This is a genomic window from Micromonospora sp. 067-2 (assembly GCF_046549295.1).
GTDB lineage: Bacteria > Actinomycetota > Actinomycetes > Mycobacteriales > Micromonosporaceae > Micromonospora.
In genome coordinates this window covers 101874-124783 of sequence record NZ_JAJPWB010000011.1, presented here as the reverse complement: position 1 = coordinate 124783, position 22910 = coordinate 101874, and the positions used below count along the sequence as shown (strand labels likewise).

Genomic DNA, 22910 nt, shown 5'->3' with positions numbered 1-22910 from the left:
CCACGGAAGGGCACCTTCTTCGTGCCGCGGCACGAGGAGCCGCGATCAACGCGGTCGGCGTTGAACCTTTCGCCGCTTCCAGCCGAACTAGGTGGTGTGGCCGGAAACCGGTGCCGGTCGCGTCGACACGGATGGGGGCACGAGATGGCGAGCACGCACGGCGGTGACCGCCGACGGCGGATCGCGGCGGCGACCACGCTGACCGCCGCGGGGCTGCTGTTCGGCTGGACCGGCGCGGCACGCGCGGCGGACGTGACGACCACCCCGACCCAGGCCCGGCAGGGCGACGCGGTGCGGCTGGAGTTCACCGTGCCGGAGGAGCGGGCCGGCACGACGACCCGCCAGATCGAGGTCCGGCTGCCGGCCGACGCGCCGGTGGCCGAGGTCTACCCGATGTCGGTGACCGGCTGGGCACCTCGGATCAGCTCCCGCACCCTGGACACACCGGTCACCGGTATCCACTCCAGCGCGGTGGGCACGGCGACAACCGCGGTGACCTGGATCCGGGTCGACGGAAGCGAGCCCGGGCCGGCCCGGCTGGCGCTGTCCATGGGTCCGCTGCCGCAAGCCGAGCGGCTCACCTTCGAGGTGATCCAGACGTACGCCGACGGCACGGTGGTCCGGTGGGCGGACGCCAGCGGGTCACACCGGGCTCCGGTGCTCACCCTGCTGCCGGCGGCGGCGGGCGCGGCCGGCGCCGCAGGGCACAGCGGGCACGGCGGTCCGGCAGCCGGTCCGGCGATCGACGCCGACTCCGGTGTCGATTCGGCGGACGATGCGAGCGGCGCTGGCGACGGGTCGGGAGGCGGCGGCGGGTCGGGGGGTACGGATGTGATGCTGGCCGCCGGGCTGCTGACCGGGCTGGGCGGCGGCGCGGCGATCGGCTGGCTGGTCAGCCGGTGGCGCCGACCCGACCCGGCCGAACGCGCGGCGCTGGCCGACGTCACCGGCGAAGCGGACGACACGCCCGAGCACGGTGACGCGGAGGGCGCCTCGGTCGGCACCCCGGTCCGCGCCGGCTGACCCACCGCCGCACCCCGGACACCGCGTCCCATCGAACGGCAGCGGAACGTCGGCCTGTCCGCGGCTCGCTCGCAGCGCGGCATGGCATGTGGCATGCAGGCCCTTTGCTCTGCTTCAACCGAGGCGACAGCGACGGCGCGGAAGTGTTGCGCGGGTTGAAGCAGAGCAAAGGCGGCGGCAGAACCGTGCGGGCCTCCGCAGTCCAGCGAGCACGCGGTGCTCGGGGCGAGGGCCGAGACCCTCAGGACGCCCAGGTCGGCAGCGGTTCGCGGGCGGCCAGCCACGACTCGGGTACCCCGCCGGGTGTGCCGACGCCGGTGTGCGCCGCCACCACCGCGCCGACGATGGCCGCGGTGGTGTCCACGTCCCCGCCGGCCCGGACGCAGACCCGGATCGCCGCCGGGTAGTCGTCCAGGTGGGTGGCGGCCACCCAGAGCGTGAACCCGACGGTGTCCTGGGCGGTCACCCGGGAGCCGTTGCCGAGCTCCGCCACCACCCGGGGCAGCGGGCGCCCGAGCAGCCCGGCCGCTCGCTGCACACTGCGGTGCACCTCGGTGCCCGGGTCGATGGCGGCGGCGATCCCCGCGAGCAACCGCTCCGGGGCCGGTCGGTGCCCGTCGAGGCGGGCCCGAGCGGCCAGCGCGGCGGCTACCGCCACCGCGACGGCACCGGTGGTCCCCTCCGGATGCGCGTGGGTCACCTCGGCCGAGGCGCGGGCCTGCGCGGCGGCGCGGGCGGTCGAGTCGGCGAAGTACGCGCCCAACGGGCCGACCCGCATCGCCGCGCCGTTGCCGCAGGAACCCTGGCCGTCGAACGCGGACGCGGCCGCCACCGGCCACGGGGTGCCGGTCCGGATCAGCCGCAGGATCAGCATCGCGCCCGGGCCGTAGCCCCGCCCCGGCGCGCAGCGCTCGGCGAACGACAGCGCCAGCCGGTCCCGGTCGATGCCGCCGGACTCGGCCAACTCGGCGAGGACCGAGCACGCCATCTCGGTGTCGTCGGTCCACGCCCACGGCCCGGGTGGCAGGGAGCCCGCGGCGAGGTCCGCCGGCTGTGACTCCGGCGCGAAGTACTGTGCGCCGAGCGCGTCGCCGGTCGAGAGGCCGGCGAGGCTGTCCCGGGCGAGTGCCAGGCGGGCGTCGGCGAACAGAGTGAAGGACATCGTCGTACCAGCTTGCCCGCTCACCAGGTACGTCGCAACGCTGTCGACTTGCCAGGGCAAGTACGGTCTTGGGGTGGCCTCCGTGCTCCTGGTCGAAGACGATCACGTCGTACGCGGCGCGATGCTGCGGTCCCTCACCGACCGGGGGCACGCCGTGCATGCCGTGGGCACCGCGCTGGACGCCCTGCGCCGGGTCGCCGCGGAGACACCTGACCTGGTGGTGCTGGACCTCGGCCTGCCCGACCTGGACGGCTCGGACGCGCTGCGGATGTTGCGCGGCATCACCGACGTACCGATCATCATCGCCACCGCCCGGGACGACGAGCAGTCGGTGGTCAAGCTGCTGCGCGCCGGCGCCGACGACTACATGGTCAAGCCGTTCACTGGCGCGCACCTGGACGCCCGGATCACGACCGTGCTGCGCCGGGCCGGGCGGGCCAGCCGGACCGTGCAGCCCGCGGTGCACAGCGTCGGCGGGCTGCGGGTGGACGTCGGCGAGCGCAGTGCCCTGCTCGACGGGGAGCCGCTGGCGCTCACCCGCAAAGAATTCGACCTGCTGGCGTATCTCGCCGCACGACCCGGGCGGGTAGTGTCCCGCCGGGAACTCTTGGAGGAGGTATGGCGGCAGCCATCGGTCGGCGAGGATCAGACCATCGACGTTCACCTGTACTGGCTCCGCCGAAAGATGGGCGAGTCCGCGGCGAAGCCCCGCTACCTGCGCACCGTGCGGGGGGTCGGGTTCCGGCTGGTGGCGCCGGACTGAGGACGGCGCTGGCCCTGCTCACGGCCGGCATGTGCAGTCTCGTCGCGCTCGCCTTCCTGATTCCGCTCGGGCTGAGCCTGCGCGAGCAGACCCGGGACGAGTCGATCGCCGACGCGGCCCGACGCAGCGCGCTGGTGACCGGGGCGCTGGCGGTCAGCACCGACCCGACGGTCATCGAGCGGGCCGTGGCGGCCAGCGGCGAGGGCGCGCCCGCCCTGCCGGTGGTGTACGGGCTGGGCTTGGACGAGTCCGCCGGCCGCGCCACCGACGACGACCTGGACCGCGCGCGTGCCGACCGGCGCTCGCTGAACGCGGACGTCGACGGCGGGTTGATCCGACTGGACCCGGTGGTCCTCGGCGATCGGACCGCCGTGGTCGAGGTGTTCGTGCCCGACTCGGCGCTGGGTGAGGGTGCCGGCGGCACCTGGCTGCTGCTGTTCGCGGTCGGCGCGGCGATGGCCGGTGCGGCGGTGGTGGTGGTCGACCGGGTCGCCGCGCGCGCGGTGGACTCGACCCGGGGCCTGGTCAAGGCCGCTCTCTCGATCGGCGACGGCGACCTGGGTGTCCGGGTGGAGCCGAGCGGCCCACGGGAGCTGGCCGAGGCCGGGCACGCGTTCAACCGGATGGCCGACCGCCTGGACGCCTTCCGCACCGACGAGCGGGAGTTGGTGGCCGACCTGTCACACCGGCTGCGCACCCCGCTGACGGTGCTGCGCCTCGACGCGGAGGCGCTGGAGTCCGACGACACCAGCGTGGGTTCGTTCAGCCCGGCTGAGCTGGACCGGCTGCGCGGCATCCGGCGGATCCGCCAGGCGATCGTCACCCTGGAGGGTGAGATCGACGTCCTGATCAAGACCACCCGCAAGGCGGTGGCGCACGAGGCCGGGCCGGCGATGTGTGACGTCAGCGAGGTGGTCCGGGACCGGATGGTGTTCTGGGCGGCACTCGCCGGTGACCAGAACCGGCCGCACCGGGTGAACGGCGCGCAGTTGCGGATCCCGGCGCCGGTGCCGCGCGCCGAGTTGGCCGCCGCGCTGGACGCGGTCATCGGCAACGTCTTCCGGTACACACCGCAGGGCACGGCGTTCGAGGTGGCCGTGTCCCGCCGGGACGGCTATGTGGCCATCCGGATCGACGACGCCGGCCCCGGCATCGCCAATCCGGACCGGGCGCTGCGCCGGGGTGCCAGCGACCAGGGGTCGACGGGGCTGGGCCTGGACATTGCCAAGCGGGTGGCGTTGCAGGCCAACGGGTCGGTGAGCATCGACCGCGCCCGGCTGGGCGGAGCGAGTGTGGTGATGCTGCTCGCCGACCCGGAGGCCACGCCCCGACAGGTCAGCAGGTTCGGCCTGGTCGGCCGGATGGCCCGGGACGGCCGGGACCAGAAGACGGGCCGTCGCTGGCCCCGGCAGCGCCCCACCGACGACTGAGCAGGCCAGGGCTGTGTGCCGGCGCAAGTCTTCCTTAGATCGCGGTTAACGATCGTGATCCGGCGGGCGCCGGCTGACAGGATCAGAGCACGCACCCACCAGTTCCACCGGCCGCCGCACCCATGTGCGCCCAACGGCCGGTGGAGCCGCGCGCGCGGCGGGAGCCAGGTCCCCCCACACCGTGCTCCCGCCGCGCGCCCCTGCTACCCGACCGGCTCAGCCGGCAGCGGCGGCGAGGTGGGCGTCGATCTCGGCGATGATCCGCTGCTTGCCGGCAGCGTCGAGGAAGGACGCCGTCACCGCGTTGCGGGCCAGCCCTGCCACCTCCGGTGCGCCCGCGTCGAGCAGCCGGGCCGCCACCGCGTACTCGTCGTTGAGGGTGGTGCCGAACATCGGCGGGTCGTCGGAGTTGATGGTGACCAGGAGCCCGGCCTCGACCAGCCGGGGCAGCGGGTGCTCGTCGAGGGTGGCCACCGCCCGGGTGCGCAGGTTCGACGTCGGGCAGACCTCCATCCCGATCTGCCGCTCGGCCAGGTACGCGAGCAGCTCCGGGTCCTGTGCGGCGGAGATGCCGTGCCCGATCCGCTCGGCGCCCAGTTCGTTGAGCGCGTCCCAGATCGTCTGTGGGCCGGTGGTCTCTCCCGCGTGCGGCACCGAGCGCAGCCCCGCCGCCCGGGCCTGGTCGAAGTAGGGCCGGAACTGCGGCCGGGGTACGCCGATCTCCGGGCCGCCCAGGCCGAAGCTGCCCAGCCCGTCCGGACGCTCCTCCAGCGCGATGCGCAGCGTCTCCTCGGCCGCCGGCAGGCCCGCCTCGCCCGGGATGTCGAAGCACCAGCGCAGGTCGAGGCCGAAGTCGACCGAGGCGCGCTTGCGGGCGTCCTCGATTGCCTCGCAGAACGCCGGCGCCGGGATGCCCCGGCGGACGTGCGAGTACGGGGTGATGGTCAGCTCCGCGTAGCGGACCTGTTGGCGGGCCAGCTCCCGAGCCACCTCGTGGGTGAGGATCCAGACGTCCTCCGGGTCGCGGATGAGGTCCACCACACTCAGGTAGACCTCGATGAAGTGCGCGAAGTCGCGGAACTCGAAGTAGTCGGCGAGGGCCGCCGGGTCGGCCGGCACCGGGGTGCGTCCCTCGTGCCGGGCGGCCAGCTCGGCGACGATCCGGGGTGAGGCGGAGCCGACGTGGTGCACGTGCAGCTCCACCTTGGGCAGCCCGGCGATGAAGGTGGACAGGTCGGTCACAGGTTCTCCTCGGCACGGTCGCCGGTGTGGGCGACGACGAAGACGCGGCGGAACGGGAAGTACACCTGACCATGCCGCAGCGGATAGGCGGCGGCGAGGCGTACCCCCAGCTCGGCCCGGAAGTCGGACCAGCCGGAGGCGTCCAGGGCCGCCCGGACCGGGCGCAGCGCGGTGCCCTCCATCCAGGCCAGCACCGGGTGGTCGGCGGCGGGCCGAGCCGGTAGCAGGTGCACGTAGGTAGTCTCCCAGGCGTCCACCGCGCAGCCGGCACCGGTCAGCAGCGCCGCGTAGTCGGCCGGGTCGTCGACCGGGTCGGCACGCAGCAGCGGGACCAGGTCGGCGCGCCAGGCCGGCCGGTCGGCGACCTCGCGCAGCGCCCGGTGCGAGGGAGCGTCGAAGTTGCCGGGGACCTGCATGGCGAGCCAGGATCCGGCGGGTAGCGCGGTGGCCCAGCGTCGCAGCAGGTCCTGGTGACCGGGGACCCACTGCAGCACGGCGTTGGTCACCACCACGTCCTCGTCGCCGGTCGGGTGCCAGTCCCGCACATCGGCGACGGCGAAGTCGACCGGGGCGTCCAGGGCGGCCGCCCGGTCGATCATCTCCGGGGAGGAGTCGAGGCCGACCACCCGGCTCGCCGGCCAGCGCTCGGCGAGGGTGGCGGTGAGCTGGCCGGGGCCGCAGCCGAGGTCGACCACCGTCCGGGGCCGCCCGGCCGGGATCCGGGCGACCAGGTCGTGGAACGGCCGGGACCGCTCGTCGCCGTAGCGGAGGTATGTCGCCGGGTCCCACATGGTCGCCTCCCAAACCGTACGTTCGTCTTGTTGACCGTACGGCGTGCCTGGCAGGTCGGCAACCCGATCACTAGGCTCGGGGGATGGAACAGCGCAGCTTCAACCGGCTCGGCCGGACCGTCGGGGTGGTCGGCCTGGGTGCCTGGCAGCTCGGCGCCGACTGGGGCACCGTCAGCGAGGACGACGCGATGGCGGTGCTGGGAACCGCCGTGGACGCCGGGGTCACCTTCCTCGACACCGCCGACGTGTACGGCGACGGCCGCAGCGAGCAGCTGATCGGCCGCTTCCTGCGCTCCCGTCCCGACGCCGGGCTGACCGTGGCCACCAAGATGGGCCGCCGGGTCGAGCAGCGGCCGGAGGCGTACACCCTGGCCAACTTCCGGCAGTGGACCGACCGGTCCCGGGCCAACCTCGGGATGGACACACTGGACCTCGTCCAGCTGCACTGCCCGCCCACCGCCGTCTTCGCCGACGACGCGGTCTTCGACGCGCTGGACACCCTCGTCGCCGAGAAGGCCATCGCCGGGTACGGGGTCAGCGTGGAGACCTGCGACCAGGCGCTCACCGCGATCGCCCGGCCCGGGGTGGCCAGCGTCCAGATCATCCTGAACGCCGTACGGCACAAGCCGCTGGAGCGGGTGCTGCCGGCCGCCGCGACAGCCGGAGTCGGCATCATCGCCCGGGTGCCACTGGCCAGCGGCCTGCTCTCCGGCCGCTACGACGAGCACACCCGGTTCCCGGCCGACGACCACCGCAACTACAACCGGCACGGCGCCGCGTTCGACGTCGGCGAGACGTTCTCCGGGGTCGACTTCGAGCGCGGGCTCGCCGCCGTGCGCCGGCTGGCGCCGCTGGTCGACAGCGACCGCACGATGGCGCAGTTCGCGCTGCGCTGGGTGCTCGACCAGGCCGGCGTCACCGTCGTCATCCCGGGCGCCCGTGACGCCGACCAGGCCCGGCGCAACGCGGCCGCCGCCGACCTGTCGCCTCTGTCGACCGGGCAGCTGGCCGGCGTACGCGAGGTCTACGACGAGCTGATCCGCCCGCAGGTGCACGACCGGTGGTGACCGGCGCGCCCGGGGTGCTCGCATCGGGCCGCCCGGCCGGCGATGCTGGAGCCTCGGGGCGGCACGCCGCCCGAGGGGGCGGAGAGGGGACACGATGAGGGGTTGGCTTGCGCTCACCCTCGGCCTGCTGGCGGTCGTGGTCGGCGCGGTGTGGACAGTGCAGGGTCTCGGCTACGTGGGCGGCAGCGTCATGACCGACGAGACGGTGTGGGCCGTACTCGGCCCACTCGTGGCCCTGGCCGGGCTGGTGGTGCTCTGGCTCGGCCTGCGCTCCCGCCGTCGACAGTGACCGGAGACCGGCCGGTCCACAGTGGCCGGGTCCCGGCCCGACCGGCCCCCGGAATGTGAAGGCCCCGCATCCCGGGAGGGATGCGGGGCTCACACAACGACCCCTGGCCGGATCGTCCCACTGGCCGGCGGGGGCCGGCCACATTACTCAGAGGGGACGGACCTGCTCGGCCTGGGGGCCCTTCTGACCCTGCGCGATCTCGAACTCCACCCGCTGGTTCTCCTCCAGCGACCGGTAGCCGCTGGACTGGATGGCCGAGAAGTGGACGAACACGTCAGCACCCCCGCCATCCACGGTGATGAAGCCGAAGCCCTTGTCAGCGTTGAACCACTTCACGGTTCCCTGCGCCATGTGTTTCTCCTTCTAAAACTGGTGGCCGTGCACGCCGTACGGCCGATTGGCCGTTTCGAGCAGCGGCGCCTGAGGCGGCCCCCCACGAAGGAGACTTCTCTCAACCCACGCCATCTCGCAGCAGCGTGGATCAGCAAATCACGTACCCAAAAAGTCTGTCACGACCTACCCGACGAATTTCTCCGACATGTGACCTGACGGATGCCTGAGATCTCTGGCCGGCGGACGGCGCCGTGCGAAAGGCCCCCTACCCGTCGATGCGGAAAGGGGGCCCGAGGTCGCTGAGCGCGGTCAGTCCGGCCACTGGCCGGTCATCCGGCGGACGCTGACCGCCCCGCCCCGGTCGACGGCGGCGCGGACCACCGCGAAGATGGCCCCCTGCAACGCCGCGGCGGCCAGGATCTCGCCCCAACCGCGATCCTCGTCGGTCGCGTTGGGCGCCTCACCATCACCCGCGGTGGCCTTCCAGACCTGCCGGAAGATCGCGCCGGCGACCGTACCGGCGGCGATACCCAACAGCACCCCGACCGGCTTGTACGCGACCCTGCCGATGCTCTTGCTCACCTACGCCTCCCGCGCACAATCATCAGCACCACCACGGTGGCCACCGCACCGGCGGCGATCGCCGCCCACGGCACCGGGTTGCGTCGTACCATCTCGCCTTTCTCCTGCGCCTGCGCGCGCACGAGCTTGCCCTTCTCCTGCGCCTGCGCCCGCACGAGCTTGCCCTTCTCCTGCGCCTGCGCGCGCACGAGCTCGCCCTTCTCCTGCGCCTGCTCGCGCGCCACCCCGGCACCGCGCACCGCCTGCCCGCGGACCCGGGCCACGGTCTGCGCCGCCTGCTCGCGCACCCGTTCCCGCGCCTGCCCGGCCGACTCCTTCAGTCGCGCCTTGACGTCGGCCTTGGCGGCCAGCGCCTCCACCGTCTCGCCCAACTCGACACGGGTGCGACGGATCTCCTCGCGGAGTGCCTCCGTGTCACCCGTTCCGTTGCCCGTCATGCCCGTCCCCTGTCCTTCACCGCAGCGGTGACAGTGTCCACGTCGGCCCGGAGGCTGCGAACCGTGGCCGCGGGAACCGGCGGGACCGCACGGCTCACCTGCTTCTTGCCCACCAGCGCCAGGATGCCGGCCACCAGGAAGAGCGCCGCCGCCACGATCAGCGCGGCGGCCCAGGCGGGCAGCACCAGGTCGAGCAGCAGGATCGCCGCGGCGACCAGCGCGCCCAGGCCGAAGAAGGCCATCGCCCCGCCGCCGCCGAACAGGCCGATGCCGATGCCGGCGTGCTTTCCCTTCTGGGTCAACTCCGCCCGGGCCAGAGCCAGCTCGTCCCGCACCAGGCGGGAGACCTGTTCGGTGGCCCGCTGCACCAACTCGGCGGTGGAGGGCTCGCTCCCGTTCGGGGATGTGCGTGCTTTCGCCACGTCAGCCATGCTGTCCTCCTCTCCTTCTCACCGCGCTCTATTGCCCGGAGTCGCCGCTCGTCAATCCTAGAGCGCGCCGACGTGGTAGCCGTTCCAGTTGTCCGGTTGCCGCGCCGCCAAACCGGCGGCGGGCATCCCGATCGCCCGAGAGACGTCCGGCAGCACATCCCCCACCCAAGCCAGGCCAAACCTCCCACCCCCTCCCAACCCCGTCGGGACACACACCGAACCCTTGGTTGATCATGACGTCAGCGGTGCGACGCGGCGATGCGAGCGCCGCCAACGTCATGATCAACAGGGTCGGCGGGGGTGGGGTGGGGGTGTTTCAGGGGCGGGGGGTGGAGATTTCTTCGGGGCCTACGAAGGCCTCGCTGCGGGCGGCGCCGTCGTCGCTGCCGCCGAAGACACGCGCGTCGTCGGGGGCCTCGGTGCCGGCCGGGCGGCGGGCCGGCCGGCGGGGCTGCACCCACTGCCAGGGCAGGTTGCTGCTGGCGTCGCCCAACTCGGTGCGCACCCGGGGCATCGCGGTGGGGCGGTTGTCCCGGATCCAGGCCACCAGGTGCTCGCGCACCAGGCAACGCAGGTCCCACAGGCTGCCCGCGTCTGCGGCGCTGACCAGCGCGCGCACCCGGACCGTCCCGCCGGTCGCGTCGGTCAGCTGCAGGACGCAGACCCGACCGTCCCACAGCTCGGTGCCCTCGACCAGCCGGCGCAGCTCCTCCCGCATGGCCTGCACCGGCACCGCCCAGTCCACGTCGAACTCGGCGGTGCCGAGCACCGCCGCCTCGGTCCGGGTCCAGTTCTGGAACGGCTTGCTGGTGAAGTAGGAGGTGGGCAGGATCAACCGACGGTCGTCCCAGATCTGCACCACCACGTAGCTGAGGGTCAGCTCCTCGATCCGGCCCCACTCCCCCTCCACCACCACCACGTCGTCGAGACGGACCGCGTCGCTGAAGGCGAGCTGCAGGCCGGCGAAGACGTTGCCGAGCAGGCTCTGCGCGGCCAGCGCGGCGACCACACCCACCACACCGGCGGAGGTCAGCACCCCGGCGCCGATGCCCCGCACACTCGGGAACGTCATCAGCATCACGCCGATACTCAGGATGACGATCACCGCGATGGTCAGTCGGCGCAGCATCACCACCTGGGTCCGCACCCGCCGGGCGTGGCGGTTGTCCGGTACGTCGATCCGGAACCGGGCCAGAGCGGTGTCCTCCACGACCACCAGCAGAGAGGCGACGAACCAGGCCGTGGTGGCGATGACACCGAGCAGCAGCAGGTGCAGCAGCAGTCGACGCCAGCTCTCACCGGCGGCGTACGTGGTGCTGAAGCGGGCGGCGAACTGCACGGCGAGCACGGTGGCGGCCACCTGGAACGGGCGGTGCGAGTGGTCGGTCAGCTCGGTCATCAGCAGTGACCGGTGGCCGAGCCGCCGGGTGACCCGGTGGACGACCTCGACCAGGAACAGGGCGGCCGCCGCCGCTACGAGCGCGGCGACGGCCGATCCGAGGTAACTCTGCACGGGTGTGGTGCTCCCCTCCGAGCGGGTGACGGTGCTTCGGGCAAAAGCCCAATAGTGCCCGACGCCTCCCGGATCGGCGAGTTCAGACCTTGCGGTACCGGGACTGGAGGAAGCAGTAGAGGCCGAAGGCGGCGATGCCCAGGGCGACCAGGGTCAGCAGGATCGTGCCGTAGGACTGCTCGCGCAGCGTGCGCAGCGCGGCGTCCAGACCGCGGGCCTTCTCCGGGTCGTACTTCACGGCCGCCACGATGATCAGCAGACCGGAGATGCCGTACGCGACGCCCTTGGCGGCGTACCCGGCGACGCCCAGCCGGCGGGCCAGCGTACGGGTCTTCGCACTCATCTGGCCGGTCTTGAGGTGCTTCTCGAACTTCTTGAGAATCCCGTAGATCACCAGGCCGACTCCGATCGCGGCGAGCACCAGCCCGGCCAGTCCGACCAGCCAACGACCACCGGTGGAGGTCATCAGCTTGCCGCTCAACGCCTCCTGCTGGTCGGCGCTCTTGGACCCGGCGTCGGAGAAGACCTTGAACGCGGTCCAGGCGAAGTAGAGGTAGACGATGGTCCGACCGGCCGAGGCGAGCCGCTCCATGACCCGATCCCTGCCCCGCTCGCCGCGGTGCCCCACCGCCGCCTCCAACGCCTGCCAGATCGCCATGGCCAGCAGACCCACCGCGGTGGCGATGACCAGGAACTTGCCCAGCGGCTGCGCGGAGAGGGTCCGCAGCGCGCCGGACTGGTCGCCGTCGTCGGTCGACGTCCCGAACGCGATCTGCAACGCCAGCCAGGCGAAGAGCAGGTGCACGATGCCGTAGCCGACGAAACCGGCCCGGGCGAGGAGTTCCAGCCAGCGGCTGTCCGCCGTACGGGAGGCGGTGGCTTCGGCGCTACGGGTGAGTGGCATGGCGCCACTTTCTCCGATTCCGGAGATCCCCAAACGTCAGCCACCGCCGCCCGCCCAGGTCAGCTGCCCGGGTTACGCGACACGCGGATCTTGACCTGCTTGTCGGTGACGCTGTCCACGGTGACCGCGAAGCCCCCGGCCTCGGTGGCCTGCTGTCCGGTGGTGAGCGTCAACTGCTCCCCGGCGACCTCGACGGTCACCTGGTCACCCTCCGCGCCGACCAGCTTGGCCTCGACACCCAGGATGGTGGCGCTCGCGTCGACACCTCGCTCGAAGGTGACCGTGCAGGCGTCCAGCCCACAGTCCGTGGAGGCGCCCTGCGAGCTGCAGCCGGCGAGCACGGCGAGGCCGAGCGCCAGACCGGCGAAAAGGCCGGCGGTGCGGCGAATGGGGGTCGATGAGATGGTGGCGGGTTGTTTCGTCACCTCACGAAGGGTACGAGACGACCGCGAGGCACCGGCGCAACGGTGATCGTCGCGCCGGCCGACTCCGCTGGCGCGGGCACCGGCTAGGGTCCCGGACATGCCCTTCGACATCGCCCGCACCCGTGCCGCATACCCCGCCCTGACCGAGGGCTTCGTCCACTTCGACGGCGCCGGGGGCACCCAGACCGCGGCCGGCGTGATCGACGCGGTCACCGACTCCATGCGCACCGCCGTCGGCAACCGCAGCGCGGCCTTTGCGCCGGGTCGCCGGTCGTTGGAGCTGGTGGCCGAAGCCCGGTCGGCGGTGGCAGACCTGCTCGGCGCGGATCCGGCCGGGGTGGTGCTGGGCCCGAGCGCCACCGCGCTGACGTACACCCTGGCGCGCACGCTCGGCGCGGGCTGGCGCCCCGGCGACGAGGTGGTGGTCTCCCGGCTCGACCATGACGCCAATGTGCGGCCGTGGGTGCAGGCGGCCGAGGCCGCCGGCGCGGCGGTGCGCTGGGCCGAGGTCGACCGGCACACCGGCGAGCTGCCCGCCGGGCAGTACGCCGAGCTGGTCAACGAGCGCACCCGGCTCGTCGCGGTGACCGCCGGCAGCAACGCCATCGGCACCGTGCCGGACGTGCCGGCGATCGCCAAGATCGCGCACTCGGTCGGCGCGCTGGTCTGCGTCGACGGCGTGCACTCGGTGCCGCACGGCCCGACCGACCTGGCCTCGCTCGGCGCCGACGTGCTGGTCACCAGCGCGTACAAGTGGTCCGGGCCGCACCTCGCGGCCATGGTGGCCGAACCGGCCCGCTGGGCGCAGCTGCGGCCGGCCAAGCTGATCCCGTCCTCCGACGCGGTGCCCGACCGGTTCGAGTACGGCACCCCGAGCTTCCCGCTGCTGGCCGGCGTGGCCGCGGCCGTGGACCACCTCGCCGGGCTGGACCCGGACGCGGTCGGCGACCGGCCCGCGCGGTTGCGAGCCGGGCTGGCCGCCGCCCAGGCGCACGAGGAGGCGCTACTGGACCGGCTGCTGGCCGGGCTGGCCGAGCAGCCGGCGATCACCGTCTACGGCTCGCCCGCGCGCCGCTGCCCGACCGTCTCCTTCCGGGTCGCCGGCATGTCGCCGGCCGCCACCCAGGAGGCGCTGGGGACCGCCGGGTTCTGCCTCTCTGCCGGCGACTACTACGCCTACGAGTACTTCCAGGCGATGGGGCTGCGGGACAGCGGCGGCGCGGTCCGGGCCAGCATCTACCACTACAACACCGCCGACGAGGTGGACCGGTTGCTCGCCGAACTGGACGCACTGCCGGGCAGAATGGCCCGATGAGCACCCTGGTCGAGGACAACCCCGCCAAGCACCGCTTCGAGATCCTGGTTGACGACGCGCTGGCCGGCTTCACCGCGTATCTGACGCGGGGGGAGGTGCTGGTCTTCACGCACACCGAGGTGCACCCGGAATTCCAGGGCAAGGGCGTGGGCGGCGTGCTGATCCGGGGCGCCCTGGACCAGGTACGCGCGCGGGGCGGCACGGTGGTGCCGCAGTGCCGGTTCATGGCCGCGTTCATCGACAAGCATCCCGAGTACGCCGACCTGGTCGCCGTACAGCCGTAGCGTTCGGTTCAGCTGGCGCCGGTCAGCACCTCGGCGGCGGCCCGCCCGCTGGCCCGGGTGGCGCCGTGGGTCGCCAGGTGCACCGCGCCGGTGACCAGCTCGGGCACGCCCAGCTCGACCACGACCGCGTCGGGCCGGGCGGCGATCGCCCGGCGCACCGCGGCGCGCATCCACTCGTGCCGGTGCAAATCGCGGACCACCAGCACCAGCGGACGGCTGCTCGCCCCGGCGCCCGGATCGATCGGCACGTCGCTCTCGGCGTATCGCACGGTGCTCGTGCCGGGCAGCAGCTCGCCCAGCGGCACGCCGATGCCCCACGGCGTCTCCGCGCCGATGGCGATGTTGCGCGGCGGCTCGAACTCGACCACGTGCGCCGCACGGGTCAACGGCAGCGCGACGCTTCCGCCCGCGGTGCCGGGTACCGCGACGGTGACCCGGACGGCGCGGCGGGCGGCGACAAGCCCGACCTCCGCACCACCACGCGCTGCGGCCGACGTGTCGGAGCGGGCCGCCACCGTCCAGGCGGCGAGCTGACCGATCCGCTTGGCCGCCTCGGCGAGGCGCTCCTCCGGCAGCTCACCGGAGACGACCGCTGCCACGATGGCGTCGCGCAGCTCCCGGGCCGCCTGCTCGTCGGCCCGCTCGCCGCCCACGCAGATCGCGTCGGCCCCGGCGGCGAGCGCGCGGACCGCCGCCCCGGCGAAGCCGTACCGGTCGGCGACCGCGCGCATCTCCACCGCGTCGGTCACCACCACGCCGGAGAAGCCCATCTCGTCGCGGAGCAGGCCACCCAGGATGCGGTGGCTCAACGTCGCCGGCAGCTCCGGGTCCAGGGCGGGCACCAGCAGGTGGCCGGTCATCACCGCCTGCACCCCGGCGGCCACGGCGGCCCGGAACGGCGCCAGCTCGCAGGCGTCCAGGCGGGCCCGGTCGGCGGTGATCCGGGGCAGGTCGTGGTGCGAGTCCACCCGGGTGTCGCCGTGCCCGGGGAAGTGCTTGGCGCAGGCGGCCACGCCGCCGGCCTGCAGCCCGCGTACCCAGGCGGCGGTGTGCCGTGCGACCAGCGCCGGGTCCGCCCCGAAGGCGCGTACGCCGATCACCGGGTTCGCGGGGTTGGAGTTGACGTCGGCGTCCGGGGCGTAGTTGAGGGTCACCCCGGCCGCGGTCAGTTCGACGCCGAGGTCCCGGGCCACGGCCTCGGTCAGCTCCGGGTCGTCGACCGCGCCGAGGGCGAAGTTGCCGGGTCGGGAGCTGCCCCGGACCGACTCGATGCGGGTGACGTCGCCGGCCTCCTCGTCGATCGCCACGATGACGTCCGGCCGTTCGGCGCGCAGTGTCGCGGTGAGTGCCGCCACCTGGGCGGTGTCCACGACGTTGCGGGCGAACAGCACCACCGAGCCGAGCCCGTCGCCGAGCCAGCGGCACACCCACGGTGGAGGGGTGGTGCCGACGAAGCCGGGTTGCAGGACGGCGGCGGCCAGCGCCGGGAGGTGTCCGCTGGGCGCGGTCACGCCGGCCCCCCGTGACGGTCGGCGTGAGTCCCCGACACTGGCGCGCCCGCGCCGGCCGGCTGGTTGCGCTCGCTCATGCGGCCCCCGTACCCCATCTCTCGCGCGCCCTCGGCGCACCGCCACCGGCGAGCGGTGCTGCCATGGTCACACCGAGCGATTGAATAGTCAATAAACCTTACAGTTGCCTCACGGCACCGTCCCCGGGAGTGTGGAGGGATGGATCCCCTGCTGGCCGACGCCACGAGCCCGGCCGACATCCCCGGCGTACGCCTGCTCGGCCTGGTGGTCGGCGCCCTGCTGCTCCTGGCCGCCATCCGGGCGATGTTCGGCCGGCGCTGAGAGGCGCGACCGCCCGGTCGGGCTCCGGCGGGTCGGGTGTGGCCGACGGTCGCCGGGGTACCGGCTTCCCATCAGCAGATCCGCTTGCCGAGGGGGAACGATGAAGATCGGTTACTTTCTGTCCAGTGAGGAGTACACGCCGGCCGAGCTGCTCGAGCAGGCGCGCGGCGCCGAACAGGCCGGTTTCGAAGCGCTCTGGATCTCCGACCACTACCACCCGTGGGTGGACGCTCAGGGGCAGAGCGCGTTCGTCTGGTCGATGATCGGGGCGCTCAGTCAGGTCTGTTCGTTGCCGGTGACCACCGCGGTGACCTGCCCGAGCGTGCGGATCCACCCGGCGGTGATCGCGCAGGCGGCGGCGACCAGCGCCGTACTGCACGGCGGGCGGTTCGTGCTCGGTGTCGGCAGCGGCGAGGCGCTCAACGAGCACATCTTCGGCGACGCCTGGCCACCGGCCGACGTCCGACTCGAGATGCTCGAAGAGTCCATCGAGGTGCTGCGCAAGCTGTGGAAGGGCGGCTTCGTCAACCACCGCGGCCGGCACTACACGGTGGACCATGCCCGGATCTACACGCTGCCCGACACTCCTCCGCCGGTCTACGTCTCCGGTTTCGGCCCGAAGGCCGTCGACCTCGCCGCCCGGATCGGCGACGGCTACGTGAGCACCATGCCCGACGGTGAGCTGGTCCGGCGCTTCCGGGAGAACGGCGGCGGCGACAAGCCGTGTCAGGCCGGCTTCAAGGCGGCGTACGCGGACAGCGAGGAGGAGGGCGTGCGGATCGCGTACGAGCGGTGGCCCAACGCCGGGGTGCCGGGCGAGCTGTCCCAGGTGCTGCCCTCGCCGCGTCACTTCGAGCAGGCCGCCGAGCTGGTCAGACCGGAGATGATGAAGGAGGCGTTCGTCTGTGGCAACAGCGCCGACGCGCACCTGGAAATGATCGACAGGTACGCCAAGGCCGGCTTCGACGAGGTGTACGTGGCCAACACCGGCCCGCACCACCAGGGGCTGTTCGACCTCTACCAGCGCGAGGTCATGCCCCGCCTGCGCTGAGCCCGACGCCGCGCGGGCGCGACGTCGGGAGAGACGGTTTCGGTCGGGAACACCGGGGGTACCCCCGGCTCTCGATGAAACTGTCCACGCACTCGATGACGTTGCGCCGCGCGGCGCGGAGCCTCTTCGGCTGGACCGCGCTGCGGCCCAACCAGCTGGCCGCCATGCGCGCGGTGATGAAGCGACGCGACGCCCTGGTGGTGCTGCCCACCGGCGCCGGCAAGTCGGCCATCTACCAGATCCCGGCCAGCCTGATCCCCGGCCCCACCGTGGTGATCTCTCCGCTGCTGGCCCTGCAGCAGGACCAGATCGCGTCGCTCAACGAGCGCCAACGCCCGGAGTTGCGGGCGGTGCGGATCAGCTCGAACGAGTCGGCCACCCAGCAGGCCCAGGCGATCACCGAGATCCGCGAGGGCCGGGCGGAGTTCCTGTTCATCACCCCGGAGCAGCTGAGCAACCCCGACCGGATGGCCGAGGTGGCGGCGCTCAGGCCGGCCCTGGTGGCGATCGACGAGGCGCACTGCATCTCGGCCTGGGGGCACGACTTCCGCCCCGACTACCTGGCGCTCGGGCACCTGATCGACGGCATCGGCAGGCCGCCGGTGGTCGCGCTGACCGCCACCGCCTCCCCGCCGGTACGCGACGACATCATCGCCCGCCTGCGGCTGCGCGAGCCGGAGGTGGTGGTCTCCGGACTGGACCGGCCCAACCTGTTCCTCGAGGTGGCGCACTGCCCCACCGAGGACTACCGGTGGCGGCGCCTGGTGGCGTTGCTGCGCGACGACGACCGGCCGGGAATCATCTACGTGCCGACCCGCCGCGCCGCCGAGGAACTGGCCGCACGGTTGACCGACGCCGGTTTTCCGGCGCAGTTCTACCACGGTGGAATGGCCGCCGGCCCGCGCGCCGAGCTGCACGAGGCGTTCCTCGCCGACCAGGTGCCGATCATGGTGGCCACCTCGGCGTTCGGCATGGGCATCGACAAGCCCAACATCGCCTGGGTGGTGCACATGGCGCTGCCCGACTCGCCGGACAGCTACTTCCAGGAGATCGGCCGGGCCGGGCGCGACGGGCAACCGGCCCGGGTGCTGCTGCTCTGGCAGGCCGAGGACGTGGGTCTGCAACGGTTCTTCAGCGGTGGCCTGCCCGACGAGACCGAGCTGCGCGACCTGGCCGCGCTGCTGCGCCGCAAGCCGGCCACCAAGACCGAGCTGCGCGAGGCCACCGGCCTCGGGCCGCGCAAGCTGGGCCAGTACCTCTCCCTGCTGGAGCACATCGGGGCGGCCGAGCCGCGCGCCCGGCAGCGCATCGGCGCCCCCCGCTACTCCCCCAACCCGACCGACGCCGCCGCGGCGGCGCTGGCCGAGGCCGAGCGGCAGCAGACGGTCACCCGGTCCCGCACCGACATGATGCGGGCCTTCGCCGAGACCAACGCCTGCCGGGGGCAGACCCTGCTGGCGTACTTCGGCGAGCAGATGACCCAGGTGTGCGCGCACTGCGACAACTGCCACGCCGGCACCAGCGTCGCCGACGCCGGTGCGGTCGGGCCGTTCGCCGTGCACAGCCGGGTGCGCCACCCGGAGTGGGGGCCCGGAATGGTGCTCGGGTACGAGGAGGACAAGATGACGGTTCTCTTCGACGAGGTCGGGTACAAGACGCTGTCGGTGCGCGTGGTGTCCGAACAGGGCCTGTTGACCCTGGACTAGCCTGACCCGGGCACCGGGCCACCGATTGACCACGATTGACCACGCAGAGCAGGGCGGAAGGGGCATTGCCGTGATCGAGCAACCGGCGTACACCGGTTTCGGTTTCTCCGACGGGGAGTGGGGGCTGCTGGTCGGCCTACCGCAGTCGGTGCTGACCGCGGCGAGCGCCGCCGAGTCCGACAGCACCCGCCGGACCATGGCGGAGAACGCGGCCGGGATGGAGACCATCGCGGCCGGCCGGGAGTCGGCCAGCCCGCTGGTCGCCGCGGTCGCCGACGAGATCGTGAACCGGATCGGCGACCCGGAGGATGGCGACGAGCTGCCGGTCATCTCGCCCGCCGACCCGCAGGCGATGATCGACGACGTGCTGCTGCGGGCCAGCGAGGCCGCCGCGCTGTTGGCCGCGCGGGTCGACGAGGGTGCGGCCGGCGCCTACAAGCACTGGTTGGTCACGATCGCGGAGCAGGTGGTGGGCGCCGCTTCCAGCGGCGGGCTGCTCGGCCTCGGCGGCGAAGCGGTCAGCGACTCCGAGCGGCGATTCCGCGACCGGCTCGCGCACGTTCTCAACGACTGAGACCGCGCCTGATCGACCTGGTCTCCTGGAAGTCGGGGCATTCGCGTGCCCGGGACACCCCGACTTCCAGGAAACCCACCACCTCAGGATGTGGCGACGACCGACGCCGCCTCGGCCGGAGCGGGATCGGCGGCCACCGAGGCCGGGTCGCCCGGCCGGATGCCGCGTAGCGCGATCAGCGCGGTCACCGCGCCCAGCAGCATCGCCACCATGGCGGCGATCGCGGCGAGGTGCAGCCCGTCGGTGAACGCCAGTCGGGCGGCGTGCAGCACCGCCTCGCCCAGGTCGGCGGGAAGTTTCTCGGCCACCGCCAGCGCGCCGCCCAACGTCTCCCGCGCCGCGTCCTGGGCGTCCCCCGGCAGTCCGGCGGGGAGTCCGTCGGAAACCTCACGCCGGTAGACCGCCGCACCCACGCTGCCCAGGATCGCCATTCCCAGCGCGCCGCCCAGCTCACTGCTGGATTCGGTCAGCGCCGAGGCGACACCCGCCTGCTCCGGCGGCGCCGCGCCGAGCACCAACTCGGTGACCAGCGACATCACCATGACCAGACCGGCCGCGTAGATGCTGGCGCCGACCAGGAGCGGCCAGAGCGACGACTCCGGCGTGACCCGGGTCAGCACCGCGAAGCCGACCACGGCGATCCCGAAACCCGTCCCGATCAGGTACGCCCGCTCGACGCGCTGGGCGAGCGCGGCGGCGGCCGGGGCGATCCCGCCCACCGCCAGCGACGGCACCAGACTCCACAGTGCCGCCCGCAGCGGGCTCAGGCCGAGCACCAGCTGGAGGTGCTGGGTGGTGAAGATGGCGAAGCCGACCAGGGCGAACATCGCCAGCAGGTTGACCGCGAGCGAGCCGGCGAAGCCGCGACGGCGGAACAGCGCCAGGTCGATCATCGGGTACGCCCTGCTCCGCTGCCGGTGCAGGAACAGCGCGCCGACCAGCAGGCCGGCGACGATGGCCAGTACCCGTACCGCGTCGACGCCGTCGCGGGCCGTCTCCTTGATGCCGTAGATGACCGGCAGCAGTGCGCCGAGCGACAACACGGCGCTGACCAGGTCGAACCGTCCGGCCACCGGGTTGCGGAACTCGGGCACGAGGACCGGGGCGAGCAGGAGCAGCATCAGCATCGCCGGAATGTTGATCAGGAAGATCGAGCCCCACCAGAAGTGCTCCAGCAGGATGCCGCTGAGCACCGGGCCGATCGCGATGCCGCCGGTGAGCGTGGCGGTCCAGATGCCGATCGCGGTGCCGCGCTGCTTGGCGTCGTGGAACATGTTGCGCACCAGGGCGAGCGTGGAGGGCATCAGGGTGGCCCCGCCGATGCCGAGGACGGCGCGTGCGGCGATCAGGGTCGTGGCGCTGTCGGCGTACGCGGCCAGCAGGGACGCCGCCCCGAACGCGGTGGCGCCGAACAGCAGCAGCCGACGGCGGCCGATCCGGTCGCCCAGAGCGCCCATCGTGATCAGCAGCCCGGCCAGGACGAATCCGTAGATGTCGAAGATCCAGAGTTGCTGGGTGCCGGTGGGCCGCAACTCCTCGCTGATGAACGGGACGGCGAAGTAGAGCACCGACACGTCCATCGAGACCAGGAGCAGCGGCAACATCAGCACCGCGAACCCGATCCACTCCCGTCGGCCCGCGCGTGCTGCCGGTTCGGTCGTCGCTGTCATGGGAGAACTCCTTCTGCGTATGCCGTACGCTCTTATGCGTAGACCATACGCAGAACTAGGATGGCAGGGCAAGGAGGAAATGTGGCGGCGAGGACAGACGACAGCGGCCCGGCGATCCCGCCGGCCATCGAGAGAGCCTGGGGGCTGCGCGAGCGGCCACCCAAGGGCCCCCGGCCGGGGCTGACCGTGGGCGGCATCGTGGACGCCGCCGTACGGGTGGCCGACGCCGACGGGTTCGCGGCCGTCTCGATGAGCCGGGTGGCCAAGGAGCTGGGCGCCGCCACGATGGCCCTCTACCGGTACGTCGGCTCCAAGGACGAGCTGGTGATGCTCATGGTCGACGCCGGGTTCGGTCCGTCACCCGGCCCGGTCGCGCCCGAGCCCGGCTGGCGCGCCGGCCTGACCCGCTGGGCCTGGGCCGAACACGACGTGCTGCGCCAGCGACCCTGGCTGCTGCACGTGCCGATCACCGGCCCGCCGATCACCCCCTGGCAGCTCGACTGGATGGAGGACGGGCTGCGCTGCCTCGACGGCACGGCACTGGCCGAGGGCGAGAAGATGTCCACACTCCTGCTGCTCAGCGGGTACGTCCGCAACGAGGCCACGCTCACCGCGCAGATCACCGAGGGCAGCCGGGCCGCCGGCGTCGAGCCGGGCGAGATGATGCCCACGTACAGCCGAATGCTGGGCCGCCTTCTCGACGAGTCCCGCTTCCCGTCGCTGCACCGGGTGCTGACCTCCGGCGTCCTCAACCAGGACGACGACCCGGACGACGAGTTCACCTTCGGCCTCGACCGGATCCTCGACGGCGTCGAGGCCCTGATGCGTCGACGAGCGGCCTGAGGGGGCGCCATGCTGCACCGGGACACCGTCGACACGACCGTTCTGCCGCCGGCTGAGCGGTTCGGAATGTGGCTCGACCTGGTGGCGCGCACCTCGGCGCCGCTACGGATCCAGTCCGCGCACGAGGACGACTTCGCCGCCCGGGCCGACTTCGTCGACCTCGGCCCGATCCAGTTGGTCGAATACCAGTACCCGTCCCTGGATGCCACGCGGACCCGCAAGCTGGTCCGCCAGTCGGACCCGGAGCTGTACGTGCTCGCCCTGACCACCGGCGGTGTCGGAACCTCCAGTCAGGACGGTCGGCACAGCGAGATCCTGGCCGGCGAGTTCACCTTCTACGACGCCTCCCGCCCGCACGACGTCTGCCACCATGCGACCGAGCCGGAGCGTGACCAGGCCACCTCGATCATCACACTGATCCCGCACGCCGCGCTGCCGCTGCCACCGCAGCGGATGGCCGCGCTCTACGGCGGCCGGATGTCCGGCAGCGAGGGGATCGGCGCGCTGCTGGCACAGTTCCTGCTACAGGTGACCGGACATCCCGAGCAGTACCACGCCGCCGACGCCAACCGGCTCGGCGCGATGGCTCTGGACCTGGCCACCACCATGCTCGGACGGCACCTGGTCGCCGAGGACGCGGTGCCGACCGAGGTACGCCGCCGGGCACTGCTCAGCCAGGTGCAGGCCTACGTCCACCGCCACCTCGGCACCGTGACGCTCACCCCGCAGGTCGTCGCGGACGCCCACCACATCTCGCTGCGCTCGCTGCACCGGCTGTTCGAGGCCGAGGAGTCCAGCGTCGCGACGTACATCCGGGACCTGCGGCTGGCGCGGTGCCGGCGCGACCTCACCGACCCGTCGCTGCACGGCCAGCGGGTCCAGACCATCGCCGCGCGCTGGGGGTTCGCCGACAAGGCGCACTTCAGTCGGGCGTTCCGGGCCGCGCACGGACTGAGCCCACAGGCGTACCGCGAGGCCCACTCCGGTCCGGCGCGGATAGTCAACCGCCCGGCATCCATGGTCAACTCATCGGCGGCAGACTGACCACCAACGCGGTTGATCCGTGGCTCGCTCAGCGGGTCACGGTCGTCCGCCAACGGGGGCCGTGGCGAGGCGCCCGCCGCCAGACCGCGGCGGGCGGCCGCCCGGTGCCGGCCGGCCGGCGACGACCCGGCGTCACGCCGAGACCCCGGTCCCGTCGCTCTCCCCCCAGGATCGTCGGCGG

General features: G+C 72.9%; 24 protein-coding genes and 1 pseudogene. 13 read left to right on the top strand and 12 right to left on the bottom strand.

Going from position 1 to position 22910, the window contains the following annotated elements; genetic code table 11:
- Positions 1-144 precede the first annotated feature (144 nt).
- Positions 145-1023, top strand: coding sequence for a DUF1775 domain-containing protein (locus tag ACLJN9_RS25555; RefSeq protein WP_410814128.1), 879 nt, complete (start codon positions 145-147; stop codon positions 1021-1023).
- A 241-nt stretch (positions 1024-1264) separates the two neighbouring features.
- Here the strand turns inward: ACLJN9_RS25555 and ACLJN9_RS25550 are convergent, their stop codons facing one another.
- A complete protein-coding gene (locus ACLJN9_RS25550) occupies positions 1265-2185 on the bottom strand; it encodes an ADP-ribosylglycohydrolase family protein (protein WP_410814127.1) in 921 nt (306 codons plus the stop codon).
- Between the two features lie 73 nt (positions 2186-2258).
- On the opposite strand from ACLJN9_RS25550, the gene ACLJN9_RS25545 reads away from it, so the two are divergent.
- The gene (locus ACLJN9_RS25545) at positions 2259-2948 is read left to right on the top strand and encodes a response regulator transcription factor (RefSeq protein ID WP_088990407.1); all 690 of its coding nucleotides are present in this window, start codon (positions 2259-2261) and stop codon (positions 2946-2948) included.
- A 29-nt stretch (positions 2949-2977) separates the two neighbouring features.
- Positions 2978-4378 carry an ATP-binding protein gene (locus ACLJN9_RS25540; RefSeq protein WP_410814126.1) on the top strand — a complete coding sequence of 467 codons (1401 nt, stop codon included), beginning with the start codon at positions 2978-2980 and terminating at the stop codon, positions 4376-4378.
- A 216-nt stretch (positions 4379-4594) separates the two neighbouring features.
- On the opposite strand, the gene ACLJN9_RS25535 is transcribed toward ACLJN9_RS25540, so the two are convergent.
- Together ACLJN9_RS25535 and ACLJN9_RS25530 are read right to left on the bottom strand one after the other, a co-directional pair.
- On the bottom strand, positions 4595-5620 hold the full coding sequence (locus ACLJN9_RS25535; RefSeq protein WP_410814125.1) for an adenosine deaminase: 1026 nt from the start codon (positions 5618-5620) through the stop codon (positions 4595-4597).
- A complete protein-coding gene (locus tag ACLJN9_RS25530) occupies positions 5617-6411 on the bottom strand; it encodes a trans-aconitate 2-methyltransferase (RefSeq protein ID WP_410814124.1) in 795 nt (264 codons plus the stop codon). The genes ACLJN9_RS25535 and ACLJN9_RS25530 overlap by 4 nt, the downstream gene beginning before the upstream one ends.
- 83 nt (positions 6412-6494) lie before the next feature.
- Here ACLJN9_RS25530 and ACLJN9_RS25525 point away from each other — a divergent pair, with 83 nt between their 5' ends.
- Complete coding sequence (locus tag ACLJN9_RS25525) at positions 6495-7478, top strand: aldo/keto reductase (protein ID WP_410814123.1); 984 nt, start codon at positions 6495-6497, stop codon at positions 7476-7478.
- Between the two features lie 94 nt (positions 7479-7572).
- Positions 7573-7767 carry a hypothetical protein gene (locus ACLJN9_RS25520; RefSeq protein WP_410814122.1) on the top strand — a complete coding sequence of 65 codons (195 nt, stop codon included), beginning with the start codon at positions 7573-7575 and terminating at the stop codon, positions 7765-7767.
- Between the two features lie 147 nt (positions 7768-7914).
- Here the strand turns inward: ACLJN9_RS25520 and ACLJN9_RS25515 are convergent, their stop codons facing one another.
- From ACLJN9_RS25515 to ACLJN9_RS25485, 7 genes and pseudogenes are all read right to left on the bottom strand, one after another.
- The gene (locus tag ACLJN9_RS25515; protein ID WP_067306996.1) at positions 7915-8118 is read right to left on the bottom strand and encodes a cold-shock protein; all 204 of its coding nucleotides are present in this window, start codon (positions 8116-8118) and stop codon (positions 7915-7917) included.
- A 291-nt stretch (positions 8119-8409) separates the two neighbouring features.
- Positions 8410-8682 carry a DUF4235 domain-containing protein gene (locus ACLJN9_RS25510; protein WP_410814121.1) on the bottom strand — a complete coding sequence of 91 codons (273 nt, stop codon included), beginning with the start codon at positions 8680-8682 and terminating at the stop codon, positions 8410-8412.
- A 245-nt stretch (positions 8683-8927) separates the two neighbouring features.
- Positions 8928-9119: pseudogene (locus ACLJN9_RS25505) on the bottom strand (DUF3618 domain-containing protein); the annotation flags it as partial.
- Positions 9116-9550 carry a phage holin family protein gene (locus ACLJN9_RS25500; protein WP_410814120.1) on the bottom strand — a complete coding sequence of 145 codons (435 nt, stop codon included), beginning with the start codon at positions 9548-9550 and terminating at the stop codon, positions 9116-9118. The gene ACLJN9_RS25500 and the pseudogene ACLJN9_RS25505, both read right to left, overlap by 4 nt.
- 316 nt (positions 9551-9866) lie before the next feature.
- Complete coding sequence (locus tag ACLJN9_RS25495) at positions 9867-11063, bottom strand: mechanosensitive ion channel family protein (RefSeq protein WP_410814119.1); 1197 nt, start codon at positions 11061-11063, stop codon at positions 9867-9869.
- A gap of 82 nt (positions 11064-11145) precedes the next feature.
- A complete protein-coding gene (locus ACLJN9_RS25490; protein WP_410814118.1) occupies positions 11146-11967 on the bottom strand; it encodes a DUF1206 domain-containing protein in 822 nt (273 codons plus the stop codon).
- A 59-nt stretch (positions 11968-12026) separates the two neighbouring features.
- Positions 12027-12392 carry a hypothetical protein gene (locus tag ACLJN9_RS25485; RefSeq protein WP_410814117.1) on the bottom strand — a complete coding sequence of 122 codons (366 nt, stop codon included), beginning with the start codon at positions 12390-12392 and terminating at the stop codon, positions 12027-12029.
- A gap of 97 nt (positions 12393-12489) precedes the next feature.
- Between ACLJN9_RS25485 and ACLJN9_RS25480 the strand changes: the two genes are divergently transcribed.
- Positions 12490-13707, top strand: a complete 1218-nt coding sequence (locus ACLJN9_RS25480) for a cysteine desulfurase-like protein (RefSeq protein WP_410814116.1) — start codon at positions 12490-12492, stop codon at positions 13705-13707.
- Positions 13704-13991 carry a GNAT family N-acetyltransferase gene (locus tag ACLJN9_RS25475; RefSeq protein ID WP_410814114.1) on the top strand — a complete coding sequence of 96 codons (288 nt, stop codon included), beginning with the start codon at positions 13704-13706 and terminating at the stop codon, positions 13989-13991. The genes ACLJN9_RS25480 and ACLJN9_RS25475 overlap by 4 nt, the downstream gene beginning before the upstream one ends.
- 8 nt (positions 13992-13999) lie before the next feature.
- Here the strand turns inward: ACLJN9_RS25475 and ACLJN9_RS25470 are convergent, their stop codons facing one another.
- On the bottom strand, positions 14000-15502 hold the full coding sequence (locus tag ACLJN9_RS25470; protein WP_410814113.1) for a glycoside hydrolase family 3 protein: 1503 nt from the start codon (positions 15500-15502) through the stop codon (positions 14000-14002).
- Between the two features lie 216 nt (positions 15503-15718).
- On the opposite strand from ACLJN9_RS25470, the gene ACLJN9_RS25465 reads away from it, so the two are divergent.
- The 4 genes from ACLJN9_RS25465 (at position 15719) to ACLJN9_RS25450 (ending at position 19172) form a co-directional block, all read left to right on the top strand.
- Complete coding sequence (locus tag ACLJN9_RS25465; RefSeq protein ID WP_410814112.1) at positions 15719-15841, top strand: hypothetical protein; 123 nt, start codon at positions 15719-15721, stop codon at positions 15839-15841.
- Between the two features lie 100 nt (positions 15842-15941).
- A complete protein-coding gene (locus ACLJN9_RS25460; RefSeq protein WP_410814111.1) occupies positions 15942-16892 on the top strand; it encodes a TIGR03557 family F420-dependent LLM class oxidoreductase in 951 nt (316 codons plus the stop codon).
- Between the two features lie 74 nt (positions 16893-16966).
- Positions 16967-18598: a RecQ family ATP-dependent DNA helicase gene (locus tag ACLJN9_RS25455; protein WP_410814110.1), complete on the top strand. Its 1632-nt coding sequence runs from the start codon at positions 16967-16969 to the stop codon at positions 18596-18598.
- Between the two features lie 70 nt (positions 18599-18668).
- Complete coding sequence (locus ACLJN9_RS25450) at positions 18669-19172, top strand: hypothetical protein (RefSeq protein WP_410814108.1); 504 nt, start codon at positions 18669-18671, stop codon at positions 19170-19172.
- Between the two features lie 83 nt (positions 19173-19255).
- Here the strand turns inward: ACLJN9_RS25450 and ACLJN9_RS25445 are convergent, their stop codons facing one another.
- On the bottom strand, positions 19256-20842 hold the full coding sequence (locus ACLJN9_RS25445; RefSeq protein WP_410814107.1) for an MFS transporter: 1587 nt from the start codon (positions 20840-20842) through the stop codon (positions 19256-19258).
- Between the two features lie 81 nt (positions 20843-20923).
- Here ACLJN9_RS25445 and ACLJN9_RS25440 point away from each other — a divergent pair, with 81 nt between their 5' ends.
- Both ACLJN9_RS25440 and ACLJN9_RS25435 read left to right on the top strand, forming a co-directional pair.
- On the top strand, positions 20924-21685 hold the full coding sequence (locus tag ACLJN9_RS25440; RefSeq protein ID WP_410814106.1) for a TetR/AcrR family transcriptional regulator: 762 nt from the start codon (positions 20924-20926) through the stop codon (positions 21683-21685).
- A gap of 9 nt (positions 21686-21694) precedes the next feature.
- The gene (locus tag ACLJN9_RS25435; protein WP_410814105.1) at positions 21695-22729 is read left to right on the top strand and encodes a helix-turn-helix domain-containing protein; all 1035 of its coding nucleotides are present in this window, start codon (positions 21695-21697) and stop codon (positions 22727-22729) included.
- Positions 22730-22910: the final 181 nt, after the last annotated feature.

Excerpts from the sequence above, each read along its gene's own strand:
- ACLJN9_RS25445 (WP_410814107.1), bottom strand. The coding sequence starts at position 20,842 with ATGACAGCGACGACCGAACCGGCAGCACGCGCGGGCCGACGGGAGTGG.
- ACLJN9_RS25475 (WP_410814114.1), top strand. The coding sequence starts at position 13,704 with ATGAGCACCCTGGTCGAGGACAACCCCGCCAAGCACCGCTTCGAGATC.
- ACLJN9_RS25555 (WP_410814128.1), top strand. The coding sequence starts at position 145 with ATGGCGAGCACGCACGGCGGTGACCGCCGACGGCGGATCGCGGCGGCG.
- ACLJN9_RS25550 (WP_410814127.1), bottom strand. The coding sequence starts at position 2,185 with ATGTCCTTCACTCTGTTCGCCGACGCCCGCCTGGCACTCGCCCGGGAC.
- ACLJN9_RS25480 (WP_410814116.1), top strand. The coding sequence starts at position 12,490 with ATGCCCTTCGACATCGCCCGCACCCGTGCCGCATACCCCGCCCTGACC.
- ACLJN9_RS25465 (WP_410814112.1), top strand. The coding sequence starts at position 15,719 with ATGGATCCCCTGCTGGCCGACGCCACGAGCCCGGCCGACATCCCCGGC.
- ACLJN9_RS25530 (WP_410814124.1), bottom strand. The coding sequence starts at position 6,411 with ATGTGGGACCCGGCGACATACCTCCGCTACGGCGACGAGCGGTCCCGG.
- ACLJN9_RS25500 (WP_410814120.1), bottom strand. The coding sequence starts at position 9,550 with ATGGCTGACGTGGCGAAAGCACGCACATCCCCGAACGGGAGCGAGCCC.
- ACLJN9_RS25520 (WP_410814122.1), top strand. The coding sequence starts at position 7,573 with ATGAGGGGTTGGCTTGCGCTCACCCTCGGCCTGCTGGCGGTCGTGGTC.
- ACLJN9_RS25435 (WP_410814105.1), top strand. The coding sequence starts at position 21,695 with ATGCTGCACCGGGACACCGTCGACACGACCGTTCTGCCGCCGGCTGAG.
- ACLJN9_RS25490 (WP_410814118.1), bottom strand. The coding sequence starts at position 11,967 with ATGCCACTCACCCGTAGCGCCGAAGCCACCGCCTCCCGTACGGCGGAC.
- ACLJN9_RS25455 (WP_410814110.1), top strand. The coding sequence starts at position 16,967 with ATGAAACTGTCCACGCACTCGATGACGTTGCGCCGCGCGGCGCGGAGC.
- ACLJN9_RS25460 (WP_410814111.1), top strand. The coding sequence starts at position 15,942 with ATGAAGATCGGTTACTTTCTGTCCAGTGAGGAGTACACGCCGGCCGAG.
- ACLJN9_RS25525 (WP_410814123.1), top strand. The coding sequence starts at position 6,495 with ATGGAACAGCGCAGCTTCAACCGGCTCGGCCGGACCGTCGGGGTGGTC.
- ACLJN9_RS25515 (WP_067306996.1), bottom strand. The coding sequence starts at position 8,118 with ATGGCGCAGGGAACCGTGAAGTGGTTCAACGCTGACAAGGGCTTCGGC.
- ACLJN9_RS25540 (WP_410814126.1), top strand. The coding sequence starts at position 2,978 with ATGTGCAGTCTCGTCGCGCTCGCCTTCCTGATTCCGCTCGGGCTGAGC.